The organism is Flavobacterium beibuense, from assembly GCF_004151245.1.
GTDB lineage: Bacteria > Bacteroidota > Bacteroidia > Flavobacteriales > Flavobacteriaceae > Flavobacterium > Flavobacterium beibuense_A.
Genome location: NZ_JUIW01000001.1, coordinates 118,590 through 131,426, shown reverse-complemented (window position 1 = coordinate 131,426; position 12,837 = coordinate 118,590). Strand labels below are relative to the sequence as shown.

9 protein-coding genes are annotated in these 12,837 nt (G+C 37.3%); 6 read left to right on the top strand and 3 right to left on the bottom strand.

From position 1 onward, the window contains the following. Nucleotides 1-23: 23 nt before the first annotated feature. Nucleotides 24-2,765: a fibronectin type III domain-containing protein gene (locus NU09_RS00575; RefSeq protein WP_129749308.1), complete on the bottom strand. Its 2,742-nt coding sequence runs from the start codon at nt 2,763-2,765 to the stop codon at nt 24-26. A 473-nt stretch (nt 2,766-3,238) separates the two neighbouring features. Here NU09_RS00575 and NU09_RS00570 point away from each other — a divergent pair, with 473 nt between their 5' ends. From NU09_RS00570 to rlmB, 5 genes are read left to right on the top strand one after another with little or no spacing between them, the layout of a single operon-like run. After that, nucleotides 3,239-6,394, top strand: a complete 3,156-nt coding sequence (locus NU09_RS00570) for a SusC/RagA family TonB-linked outer membrane protein (protein WP_242501805.1) — start codon at nt 3,239-3,241, stop codon at nt 6,392-6,394. 11 nt (nt 6,395-6,405) lie between these two features. Continuing rightward, entirely contained in the window at nt 6,406-7,947 is a 1,542-nt protein-coding gene (locus NU09_RS00565; RefSeq protein WP_129749307.1) for a SusD/RagB family nutrient-binding outer membrane lipoprotein, read from the top strand. Between the two features lie 20 nt (nt 7,948-7,967). Then, the gene (locus tag NU09_RS00560) at nt 7,968-8,618 is read left to right on the top strand and encodes a DUF5011 domain-containing protein (protein WP_129749306.1); all 651 of its coding nucleotides are present in this window, start codon (nt 7,968-7,970) and stop codon (nt 8,616-8,618) included. A gap of 11 nt (nt 8,619-8,629) precedes the next feature. Beyond that, nucleotides 8,630-9,136, top strand: coding sequence for a lipid-binding protein (locus tag NU09_RS00555; RefSeq protein WP_129749305.1), 507 nt, complete (start codon nt 8,630-8,632; stop codon nt 9,134-9,136). A 60-nt stretch (nt 9,137-9,196) separates the two neighbouring features. Then, nucleotides 9,197-9,931 (top strand): 23S rRNA (guanosine(2251)-2'-O)-methyltransferase RlmB, encoded by a 735-nt coding sequence (rlmB, locus tag NU09_RS00550; RefSeq protein ID WP_129749304.1) that lies wholly within the window; start codon nt 9,197-9,199, stop codon nt 9,929-9,931. Here the strand turns inward: rlmB and NU09_RS00545 are convergent, their stop codons facing one another. Continuing rightward, on the bottom strand, nt 9,932-10,750 hold the full coding sequence (locus NU09_RS00545; protein WP_129749303.1) for a rhomboid family intramembrane serine protease: 819 nt from the start codon (nt 10,748-10,750) through the stop codon (nt 9,932-9,934). Between the two features lie 89 nt (nt 10,751-10,839). On the opposite strand from NU09_RS00545, the gene NU09_RS00540 reads away from it, so the two are divergent. Then, a complete protein-coding gene (locus NU09_RS00540; RefSeq protein WP_129749302.1) occupies nt 10,840-12,117 on the top strand; it encodes a replication-associated recombination protein A in 1,278 nt (425 codons plus the stop codon). Nucleotides 12,118-12,121: 4 nt separating this feature from the next. Here NU09_RS00540 and NU09_RS00535 read toward each other — a convergent pair whose 3' ends face one another. Then, nucleotides 12,122-12,835, bottom strand: coding sequence for a hypothetical protein (locus NU09_RS00535; protein WP_129749301.1), 714 nt, complete (start codon nt 12,833-12,835; stop codon nt 12,122-12,124). Between the last annotated feature and the right edge of the window lie 2 nt (nt 12,836-12,837).

Here is a 12,837-nt window from a genome sequence, read left to right as displayed (position 1 = left end):
CCTTTTAATCACAATGCAATTAATTAGTCAACTATCACCTTAACGGTGTACACCTTGTTTGAGTGTATTTTTAAAACGTATACTCCTGTAGGAAGGCTTTGATTTATTAAAGAGAAATTATAGTCGTTGATATTTTGTGAAGAATAGAACAGATTACCTGTCATATCAAACATATCTATTTTGTCAATAGGATATTTAGACTTGATATATGTCCTCTCCCCTTTTTTAACCGGATTAGGATAAACCATAACACCCGACTGACTGCTGTTTTCAGGAATCCCCATTGTATCATCAACAACTTCAAAAGAAATTCTGTTTGACACTTCATTATAAGAGTCGTTAGTAAACATTACTATAAAATAATCTCCGGCCTCAGCAGGAAGGTTTTCATCAGGAATTACCTTAGTCCCTTCCGGCTGCCCGTCAAAATAGGTATAACTCACAAGCTCGTCTACATTTGGATCATCACCTTCATGGTAAATACCTAACCAGTCTTTTATTATACCCGGAGCATCTGTCCATGTAGCAATAATATTTTCATTAAGGTTATAGATAGTTTTATTGATTATAAGCTGGGTAATTTGCTCCCCTACCTGAAAGAACACTTTATTACCTATACTGTAATAACCATCCTGCAGGTAGTATTCGGCATAATAGTAACCATCTGCAAGTCCTTCAAAAGTAAAATCACCACTTTGCGAAGTAACATATTGCCATTGCGTAGAGTTTACCGAACCCGGAACATGACCTACCTTATATATACCAATCCAGTCGTTTTGTAACTGCGGACCGTTTTCAAAAGAAATTGTCACAGCAGCACCAGAATCATAAACTTCCTGATCTGTACTAAGCGTAACAAAAGGACCAACATAGAATATTTGTCTTTCGGCAATTTCAGTATAACTGTCGTTTTCAAATATCGCAGCATAGTATCTGCCATAATCAGCAAAGCCATCAAAAACTACGTTACCGCTATTTTGTCCGTTTAGGTAAGCCCAATCCTGAGAAGGACTTCCACTACCCGGCTCCTGTTCTAGTTTGTATATACCAATCCAGTCGGTAGTATTACCGGGTGCATCAGAATACGAAACAGTAACAGGCGTATTAGGATGATATGCTATAGTATCTGTTTGGATTAATGTATTTGCAAACTCACTGTTTATTACATTAAACGATTTAACCTCACTCCACTCACTCCAGTTAAGATTACTATCCCTATGACGAAGCTTTACAAAATATTGCCCGTTAGGAATTTCATTTTCTGCAATGGCAAGCTTTGTAATATCCACACCTAAATTAATATTTGCAGTAGTATCTACCTGTGTCCCTACAGGACCGTATAAATTTTCAAAATCCCTATAAACATCTTTTTCTATAATATCGAACTGTGGGGTTTTACCTATAAGAAACTGAGTAGAATTTAAAGCTTCTTCGGTTGAAGTAGCATACTCCGTACTCTCAATAACCAATGGTAGCTCTACATCACCCCCATTAAAATCGTTAACGATTGTAGGTGTATCAGGAGACTCCAACCCTAAGTAACGGTGAAACTCATCCATCAGCTCATTGTTTTTCCATGTGTATACACTACCAATAGAGTAAGCCTCAACATCAAAAGTACCGTTGTTCACATCTATATCAATTATCTGATACAACCAGTTTGATATAGTTTTCTGAACATCTTCAAAATCCTGTTCTACCGACATACCCCAGTACTGGTCCCATGCCACACCTCCGGATATAATCTGATAAGTAGGTGTATCTTTCAACTGACCTCTGTGATATAAATGGTGGTGTGCACCAATATGCAGAATGTGTTTAGGAGATGTAACCAAAACAGGCATAACTGTATTTCTTACCCAGTTAGAAATATCTCCTACATATTGTTCTGCCTGATAAGGCCTGTGCCCTAATGAGATTATCCAGTCCACCGTATCATCATCATTAGCTGCCTCAAGAACCTGGGTTACCCAGTTTAACTGCTGTAAACCTGTATGCTCAGTATCCAGTGCTATAAACAAGGTATTACCCACCTGGTTAGCATAATAGTTTTCTGTTCCCGAAGATATACCCTGATAAGACATTTCATCAAGTATATAATGGTCATAATATGCCTGCATACCTAAAGTACCATACGTTTCATGATTACCCACCAATGTCTGGATAGGCAAATATCCTGAAAGAGCCTTGTTTTTCTTGAAGTGAACATTTTCATAATGATCCAGCGTACCTACATCAACCTGATCACCCACCATAACAGTTAATGCAATATTATCTGCCGGATCGGCGTCAATTCCCCACTTGTCTGCAATTTTTCTCTTAGCAGCAGACACAAGTGAGTCAAAGCGAGGAACGTTTCTCATTTGGTTATCACCAAGCACTAAAAAGCGAAGATGTCCATCCTGAGTAGCAGCCTGCCCCGGAAGCGGAAGCGTTTTAAAAGAATACACATCAGAAACCGCAGAACCGGTTTTTACCCTGTAGTAATATTTTGTGTTAGCATCCAAACCTTCCAGCTTAACAGTATGATAATAATAGTTATCCTGATAACCCGTATCAGAGAAAATCTGATTGGAACCGTTAACAGTATTTACCAAGGCATCTGCCGAAATACCATATTCAACAACAGAGTTCGGGTTTGCCTCTGTTTTCCAGTTAACATAAATCGAATTTGTTGTAGGAGCCTGCAAATAAGGATATAATGTTTGAGCCTTCATCCCTAAACCAAGCAGAAACAAAAAAACCACCAAGTAAATTTTGCGCATTTTTATTTTTAATTAGTTAATAATATATAGTGAGACAAAACTACTCTTCAGTAAAATGAGAAAGATTATATAAACTTTATTTAAGAGTTAACAATAATCCTTATCCTAAAAAAGAAAAAAGCCATCTGTTTTCACAGATAGCTTCCTTTAAACTAAACTAAAACTACTTAATCTACTATTACTTATTTGTCCGCAACAAAACTACCCCTTACCTTCCTTATTTAAATTACTTCATCTTTAAATTAGAGTTAAAGAAAAGACACTCATAAATTTGTTAAAATAATTATGTTTTTTAAATTTTTATAACACTTTTAACAAAAATAAATACAAATAGTTAATATTTAAATAACTTTCGCTCTTTTTTTCCTACAAAAAAACCTAATTATCTGTTAAAATTTTAAAATATATCCCAAAAAATTTGGATTAGTAAATTCTAGATATGAAATTTGGTAGACTAACTCAAATCTATTTCAATGAAGACAAAACTTAAGGGATTATTAACGCTCTTTTTTGCGTTAATAATGCAAATTTCATTTGCGCAGGAAAGGGCAGTTTCGGGTACTGTTGTAGACCAAACAGGTTTTCCGCTTCCGGGTGTTAACGTTCTTATTAAAGGAACAACTACGGGAGTTCAAACAGACATTGACGGTAAGTATGAAATTTCGGTTTCACCAAGTCAAACACTGGTATTTAGTTACATTGGTATGAAAACGCAGGAAATCGCTGCTACATCCACTACAGTCAATGTAACATTAGCCGATGACGCTACTGAACTTGATGCCGTGGTTATTACCGCGGTAGGTATCAAAAGGGAAAAAGCTTCCATTGGTGCCGCCACATCAACAATCAGATCAGAGGAAATTGGCAAAGGAGCACAGGGCGATATCGCCAACTCCATTAAAGGTAAGGTTGCCGGTGTTGTTATCTCAAACGCTTCAACTGACCCGGGTGCATCATCAGGGGTTATCATCAGGGGTATTAGTACTCTTGGAGGTAGTAACCAGCCTCTATATGTAGTAGACGGTGTGCCAATTAATGACAACACAAACTTTTCTGATGACCTAAACGGAGGTTATGATTTTGGTCGTGGATCATCAGACATCAACCCTGATGACATTGAAAGCATGACCATACTTAAAGGTGCTTCTGCAACAGCACTTTATGGTTCACGTGCTGCCAACGGGGTTATCATGATTACAACTAAAAAAGGTAAAGCCGGAAAACTGGCAGTAGACTTCTCTACCACAACATTCTTTACCTCAATACTAAGAACTCCTAAATACCAGTCAACTTTTGGACAGGGTTGGGACGGAGTACATTATCTTGGTGAAAACGGTTCTTGGGGACCAAGATTTGATGGGCAAATACGCACATGGGGTAATGTTGTAGACAATTCACAACTTATCAAGCCTTATTCATTCCAGGAAGACCAGCTTGAAAACTTTTTTGACATAGGTACTTCTACCTTCACAACAACATCAGTTTCAGGAGGTAATGGAGACTCAAGTGTAAGGCTTTCTTACTCTAACCTGCAACAGGATGGTATATACCCTACAGACTCAGATTCTTTTGAAAGAAACACACTAGGTTTATCGGGTTCATCAAAAATCAAAGGATTTACTTTAAGCGGTAACCTAAACTATGTTAATACAGGCGGTAGTGCTGTATCTACAGGACAAGGGGTTAATACATACAATAACCTTATGCAGATTCCTACAGATATTCCAATCACAGAATTTGCAGACTATACTAACCCATTCCATAATGTTTCAAACTACTACACTCCTTATGGTGTAACCAACCCATATTTCACTCTTAATGAAAATGGTAGTGATTATAACAAAGAAAGAATATACGGCTCTGTCGAACTTTCTTATGAAATAAACAAATGGTCTAGCGTATCATACCGTTTTGGTTTGGACCAGTATAGTGATAAATTAAGAATATGGACTGCTGAAGTTGATGCAGATCCAGGCAGCCCTAACGATGGTACGTCTACTGAGCAACCTGGTACTTATGCTGAAGCTCATAACACTATTAAGCAGTTAAACCACGATATACTTTATAACCTGAATTTTGACTTAAGTGAAAAGTTTGGTTTAGCATCTACTTTTGGTTTCAATGCCAACACCAGAGAAGGCAGTTCATTAGCTGCAAGTGTACCCAGTCAGGATATACCAGGATTTTTCTCCTTCTCAAACAGTGCAGATGTACCAACTATAGCTTCTACAAGAAATTCAAGAAAACTATATGGTGTTTATAACTCTTCTACCCTTTCATTTATGGATCAGTTATTTTTCACTGCTAACTTAAGAAACGACTGGTACTCTACTCTTCCTAAAGATCAAAGATCGGTATTTTACGGAGGTGCTAACATGAGCTGGTTATTCACTAAAACTTTCCCGGAAATTAAGAACGTTATCAACTATGGTAAGTTAAGGGTTGGTTATGGTGAAACCGGTGTTGATACAGATCCGTATCAGGTACTTCCTATTTATGCTTTAGGTAGCACAGACAATCAGGGCTTTAGAAATTACAACTATCCTGTAAATGGTATTACGGGTTATGAAGTAGGAAACAGATTAGCAAATCCTGACTTAAGACCAGAAAGAAGAAAAGAGTTTGAAGTAGGTATCGAAGCATCATTCTTTGACAACTTAATCTCAATTGATGCCACTTACTATGATGCAAAAGTAGAAGATCAGATATTAAATCTTCCGTTAGCACCAAGTAGTGGTTATACAAATCAAACAGCTAACATTGGTACTATCTCTAATAAAGGTTTTGAAGCTTTATTAACATTAAACCTTGTAAGAAGTAAAACAGATGGCTTTGAGTGGAGCACTTCAGTAAACTTTGCAACAAACAACGCGGTACTTGAAGAACTAGACCCTCGTATCCAACAGGTAGACCTTGGTGGTTTAAGTACTACATCATTAGTAGCACAACCTGGACAGCCAATCGCCCTTATTATGGGTAGTGTACCGGAAACAGATCCGGACGGAAACATTGTTGTTGATGCAAACGGAGTACCTGTAGCCTCTTCTGTAAAAGAAGTTTACGGTGACACTCAGTACGATTACACTATGGGTATAGGAAACACTTTCAGATGGAAAGGTGTATCACTAGATTTTACGTTTGATATTCGTCAGGGTGGTTTAATGTACTCTCGTACAGCAGATATCACAAGATTTACAGGTAACTCTATAACTACAACTTATAACGATCGTCAACCATTTATTGTACCGGGATCGGTAGTTAAAGATGTAGCCGATGACGGAACTGTTTCTTACTCACCTAACACTACTCCGGTAGATGTGGAACACATGGATGATTATTACAGAGCTGATGCTCTTGCAAGAGCTACAGTTATAGACAAGTCATTCGTTAAATTAAGAGAGGTTGTTTTAAGCTATGATATACCATCTAAGTTATTAGGCGACGGATTTGTACAAAGATTACAGGTATCTGCAATAGGACGTAACCTATTCATATGGACACCAAGAAGCAATCAGTACATTGATCCGGAAGCATCAACATTTGGTACAGATCTACAAAGTCAGTTTGGTGAATTTAGCGCTAACCCTTCTACAAGAAGCATTGGTTTTAGCATTAAAGCAAACTTTTAAAAAAAAATATCATGAAAAATATATTTAAAATATTCTTATTATCATTTGCAGTAGTCTTCACATCCTGTGACGATGAGCTGGATATAAACACAGACCCAAACTCACCTGCTCAAATAACTAAGGGACTTGCACTTGCTTCTTCTGAAGCATCGTTAGTAACCATTCTTGGAGGTGAATTAACAAACTTAGGAGGTTTTTGGGCTCAATATCATACACAGTCTCCTAGTGCCAGCCAATATGAAGTTTTTGACCAATATAACCTAACAACTTCTTATGCCGACAGATTATGGACTGAGATTTATGCCGGATGTCTAAACGACTTGGAGTTCACTATAACTACTGCACAAGAAGACGGTGATACAGGTACTGTAGTTATCGCAACCTGTTTAAAAGCATATACTTTTCAGTTAATGGTAGACTTATTTGGTGATATTCCTTACACAGAAGCTTTACAAGGTATAGAAAACATCACTCCTGCAGTAACTCCTGGAGAAGATGTTTATACAGATCTTATAGCAAAATTAGACGAGGCTGTTGCTGCTTACGAAGCAAACCCAGTAAATGGAGGTGTAGGCTCTCAGGATCAGATATATGGAGGTAATGTAGCCAGATGGATTGAGTTTTCAAATACATTAAAATTAAAAATGTATATAAGAATGGCTTATACTCCTATGGCAAATCCAACTGCTGTAAATGCATTATTAGCCGAAGACAACTTTATTACAGTTGATGCTGCATTTACAAACTTTGCAGATACTCAAAACAAGAGAAATCCTTTTTATGAAGTACAGATTGACAGACTTGGTGATGTAAACAATGTAGCCAGCAACACACTACGTGATTTTTATGAATCAAACGGAGACATAAGAATACAGGCAGCATACAGACCGGCAGGAGAAGATCCATTAAACTTCCCTTCAATTTCTCAGGGAACAGGTAATGACTTTAACAACACAGCTGTTGCTTATGGAAGACCTAATATTTGGCAGGAAACTCCGGTTTTCTTAATGTCATTAGCCGAAAGCAATTTCCTTCAGGCCGAAGCTTTAATACGCTATGCAGGCGGAGCAGGAGCAAAAGAAAAATATGACAACGGTGTACTACAGTCTTTCCTTACTTATTCTAAGTATTTTGAAAAAGATGACGATCTAACCGATACTGAAGAAAACCTAATACCGGTATTTACAGCGGGTGAGGCTACAGCTGCAGCTACAGCACTTACAGAGGCAGGTGGCGCATATGAATATAATGCAGCAGGTGATACTGAAACTTTAGTAAGACAGGTTATAATTCAAAAATGGGCTTCTCTTCCTTATATCAATAATATTGAAGCTTATATAGAGGCAACCAGAACTAAATTCCCTGAGGTAGTACCTGAAGGAACTGAAGATTATTCAATAGGAAACAGGATACCATCTGCTATTTCAACATTACCTAATGTACAAATACCTAGTATTTTATTCTATCCTGATGATGAAGTAAACAGAAATCCTAATATAACTCAGCACACCAGCCTTACAGATAATGTTTGGTGGGATCAGAAAACAGAATAATTTCAAAAAAAATTAAAGTCATGAAAATCTTATATAAAACAATAAAAGCAGGATTAATTTTATCACTTGCCGTACTGGCTTCCTGCGGATATGAAGACCCTGTTGGCACAACTAAGGTCACTTATTATCCCTTATTAGAAATGAATGGCCCTTCAACTGAAGTGCTCTCTGTAGGAGACACATATACTGAAGAAGGAGCATCGGCTACTGAGAACGGTGAAGAAATTGAGGTTACAACCGTTGGGTCTGAAGATGTAGACACTTCTACTCCAGGAGTATACAATGTTTACTATTCAGCTGTTAACAGTGATGGATTCTCAACTTCACAAAGAAGAATTGTAATTGTACTTAGTGCAGATCCAAGCACAATAAATCTTGAAGGAACATTTTTCAGAAACGGTAATCCTAACACAGTTACAAAACTTGGCGACAGGGTATATCAATGTAATAATGCCGGAGGACTGCCTCTTTCTGATTCTAGAAATCTTCTTAATGTAACATTCTACAACCTGGATGATGCTCATGTATATGTACCTTTTCAGGTTGATGCATCCGAATCAGGAATTGATGTAGAAAGTAACATTGGAAACATAATCAGTCAAGACTCTTTCAACTGGGTACTTACGGCTTCTGCTTATTACGGTACCGCAACTCGTAATTTCACAAGATAAAAGAGAACAATATGAAAAAAATAAAATTAAATATAGTACACATCTTCTTCTTAACTCTGTTTACAACACTGATTGTTTCTTGTGATGAAGATGGTTATGATGACTACGGTATGGAAACCACTCCATCTGTAGCAATGAACGGAGAGTGGTGGATTGATATAATAGATGAAGCATCAGGCGATGTGTTAGCACAGCACGTACTTCATAAAACTTATGATACAAATGCCGGAGACGGCAGGATGTTTATAGATGATAATCAAAACGGTTACTGGATAAAAGGAACAGTAGCGGTAGATCTTAACAACTTTACCTTCAGCACTACAGATGAGGAAAACCTGGTAGACCCGGGAAGTACTTTTAATGTAACTGACGGTAAAATACTTAAAGGTGCTTCAGTTACCGAATCAGGTGTTGTAGTTGATAGTATCTATTTTAAAGGGGAGTTTAGTTATGATCCGGGTACTATAATCATCTTCGCAGGACACAAAAGAACCGGCTTTTTGGAAGATGAGTATTAAAAGAGAAACTTCGTCTCTTAAACCACCCTTAACAGGGTGGTTTTTTTATACCTTTGCAAAATGGAAAAAGAACATCAGATTTTTGGGATAAGGGCTATTGTTGAAGCCATAAATGCAGGTAAAGAAATTGATAAGGTTTTTATTCAGAAAGAGGCACAGGGAGACTTGATGCGTGACCTGATGAAAACTATAAAACAAAACAACATTAACTTTAGTTACGTACCTGTTGAAAAACTAAACAGGCTTACCCCAAACAATCACCAGGGAGCTGTGGCAACCATTGCTCCTATACGCTTTCATGATCTTGAAAATTTAGTAGAAAATGTATTAGAAAGTGGTAAAACTCCATTATTCCTTATTCTTGACCAATTATCTGATGCCCGAAACTTTGGTGCTATTATCCGTACAGCAGAATGCACAGGTGTAGATGGTATAATAATACAAAAACAGGGATCTGCTCCTGTAAACGGAGACACTGTTAAGACTTCTGCCGGAGCGGTATTTAATGTACCTATCTGCAAAGTAGAGCATATAAAAGATGCTATTTTTCACCTTCAGGGTTCAGGTATAAAAACCATAGCCGCAACAGAGAAAACAGAAAACACCATTTATGATGTTTCGTTTAACGAGCCCGTAGCTATAATAATGGGATCGGAAGACAGAGGCATAAACCCTTCTGTTTTAAAAATAGTAGACGAAAAAGCAAAACTGCCTATGTTTGGAACAATATCTTCGCTAAATGTATCGGTAGCCTGCGGTGCTTTTCTATATGAAGCTGTTAGACAACGCCTTTAATTAATCTGATTTTTTGTTTTCCTTCTCTCCATCCTTTTCAGGTTTGGGAGTATAACTATATACTATCCTTATTACAGGCCTGCTGTGTGTATGGGTAGAATTATCTGCCGGCATATTATTTTCATCTTCAAATAACTCTTCGGAATCTGGCTTGGGAGGATTTACAAAATTACCATTCTCATCAAAGCGTTTCATAAATGCATCCTGACTGGGATCAAAATCCGGCCTCTCCCAATCATAAGTAATTTGTTTTTTGTATTGAGGGGTTACATATATTCTGGAAAACAGTAATCCTGTCAGCAATCCGCCTAAATGACCTTCCCAGGATATCCCCTGCTTAACCTCCGGAAATATATACCATATCATTCCTCCATACAGTATAATTATAAGTAAAGACAAAGCTACTAACCTGTAATAACCCGTTTGTATACCTTTAAAGAAAATAAAACTTACCAACACATATATCAGTCCGCTGGCTCCTATATGATAGGATTCCCTACCTATTGCCCAGGTAAACAACCCCGAAAGTAAAATACCATAAACAATTACCTTAAATGCCTGTTTTCTATAAAAATATCGCAAGGCAGCTACAAGTACCAATAACGGTATCGAATTATTATAAAGATGCTCTAAACTACCATGAAGAAAAGGACTGAAAACAACTCCGCGCAATCCCTTTAATGTACGCGGATAAATACCAAAATCATTTAAATGAAGATGGAATTTAATGTCGGCCCAATATATAACCCACAAAGAAAGAACAAAATACAAAGGCCAGGCCAGTACAGAAGGAGTGAATTTGAATTGATTATCGGTCATAAAAGGTATGTTAAGCTATTTGTATCCACACAATAATTTAACCAATTTTGCTTTAGTGCAATTTTGTCATAATTCAGTAATTTTACACAATGGAAGCACCTTTAGCAGAACGCATACGCCCTAAGCATTTATCAGAATATATCAGCCAACAGCATTTGGTTGGCCCAAACGGTTCGTTAACCCATCAGATAGCCCGCGGAGTTATTCCGTCTCTTATCCTATGGGGGCCTCCGGGAACAGGAAAAACAACATTGGCTCAAATTATGGCCGAAGAATCTAAAAGGCCGTTTTATGTGTTAAGTGCAATTAATTCGGGTGTTAAAGAAGTGCGTGAAGTGATAGACAAAGCCAAACAGAGTGGCGGATTATTTACTTCAAAAAATCCTATTCTGTTTATCGATGAGATTCACCGTTTTAGCAAATCGCAGCAGGACTCCCTTTTAGCTGCTGTAGAGAAAGGCTGGGTAACACTAATAGGCGCTACTACCGAAAATCCGAGTTTTGAGGTTATTCCCGCTTTATTGTCAAGATGTCAGGTATATGTATTAAATGCTTTTTCCAAAGAGGATTTAGAAGCATTACTACATAGGGCAATGAATACTGATGAAACTTTAAAGCATAAAAATATTGACCTAAAGGAAACAGAGGCCCTACTTCGACTTTCAGGAGGTGATGGAAGAAAACTTCTTAATATTTTTGAGCTTATTATTAATGCATCAGAAGACGATGATATTATAATAACTAATGATAAGGTAATGCAGTTGGTTCAAAAAAACACTGTACTTTATGATAAGACCGGAGAACAGCATTATGATATTATTTCTGCCTTTATCAAATCAATGAGAGGCAGCGACCCAAATGGTGCCGTGTATTGGCTGGCACGGATGATTGAAGGTGGTGAAGATTTAAAATTCATAGCACGACGCATGCTTATACTCGCATCTGAAGATATAGGCAATGCCAACCCTACCGCTCTTATCATGGCAAACAACACCTTTCAGGCAGTATCTACCATAGGCTATCCGGAATCCCGCATCATTTTAAGTCAGTGCGCAATATATCTTGCCACATCACCTAAAAGCAATGCCTCTTATATGGCTATAGGAAAAGCGCAACAAATGGTAAAACAAACAGGTGATCTGCCTGTGCCGTTTCATTTGCGTAATGCGCCTACAAAACTCATGAAAGACTTAGGTTATGGAGATGACTACAAGTATGCACACGACTACAACAACAATTTTGCCGATCAGGAATTTTTACCGGACGAAATAAAAGGCACACCTTTTTATGAACCGGGAAATAATAGCCGTGAAAATTCTACCCGCGACTTTTTGAAGAACAGGTGGAAAGGAAAATATAATTATTAAAGACTTAGAATTTAATATTCAGCACCTGTGAAACAGGTTCATCGTTAAGATAGTATTCAAAAACCCAGTTACCATCTTTTTTAAACACAACTCCCGTTATATCTTCCATCTTAGCACTATAAGAATCAGACTGAGATGTTTTATACATTTTAAGAACTGTTTTTTGTGTTTTATCCAGCAGTTCATAACCGTATGACGTAGGCTTTGCATACAGCTGATTATCTTTACTTTGTGCAACAGTTGTTTTATCCTGTGAAGTTTGTTGCTGTAGAGGTTGTGCATTTTCCCCTTTGTACTTGTAATCCGTAACCTCAAGCGATTTGGAAGCTTCACGAAGTGATTCATAATAGGCTTTCCTCAACTCTTTTTCTTTACTTGAGCCTTCTAATGATTTAAAAACTTCCTGACCTACACAGTTTTTCAACACAATCGTCATTTGTGTAGAGAGAAACTTTGAATCCATTATCAAATCACCATACAAGGCCTTACATTTGTCCATTTTCAGCTCAAAAGGCATTTCATCTCCTTCATAATAAACCTCAAAACCTTTCTTCTCAAACATCATTTTAGTAAGATCGTTCAGACTAAACTGATTTTTATCAGAAAGAAAAGTAAACTGTTTTGGTAGCACTACATACTTATAATCATTAATATCTGTACTTTGAGCAAATAAAACACCACTAAACAGCAACGCTGCTAAAAGAGCTATCTTTTTCATTT

What these genes read in the sequence shown, in the direction of transcription:
- NU09_RS00565 (WP_129749307.1), top strand. Translation starts at nt 6,406, where the DNA reads ATGAAAAATATATTTAAAATATTCTTATTATCATTTGCAGTAGTCTTC.
- NU09_RS00545 (WP_129749303.1), bottom strand. Translation starts at nt 10,750, where the DNA reads ATGACCGATAATCAATTCAAATTCACTCCTTCTGTACTGGCCTGGCCT.
- NU09_RS00570 (WP_242501805.1), top strand. Translation starts at nt 3,239, where the DNA reads ATGAAGACAAAACTTAAGGGATTATTAACGCTCTTTTTTGCGTTAATA.
- NU09_RS00560 (WP_129749306.1), top strand. Translation starts at nt 7,968, where the DNA reads ATGAAAATCTTATATAAAACAATAAAAGCAGGATTAATTTTATCACTT.
- NU09_RS00575 (WP_129749308.1), bottom strand. Translation starts at nt 2,765, where the DNA reads ATGCGCAAAATTTACTTGGTGGTTTTTTTGTTTCTGCTTGGTTTAGGG.
- NU09_RS00540 (WP_129749302.1), top strand. Translation starts at nt 10,840, where the DNA reads ATGGAAGCACCTTTAGCAGAACGCATACGCCCTAAGCATTTATCAGAA.
- NU09_RS00535 (WP_129749301.1), bottom strand. Translation starts at nt 12,835, where the DNA reads ATGAAAAAGATAGCTCTTTTAGCAGCGTTGCTGTTTAGTGGTGTTTTA.
- rlmB (WP_129749304.1), top strand. Translation starts at nt 9,197, where the DNA reads ATGGAAAAAGAACATCAGATTTTTGGGATAAGGGCTATTGTTGAAGCC.
- NU09_RS00555 (WP_129749305.1), top strand. Translation starts at nt 8,630, where the DNA reads ATGAAAAAAATAAAATTAAATATAGTACACATCTTCTTCTTAACTCTG.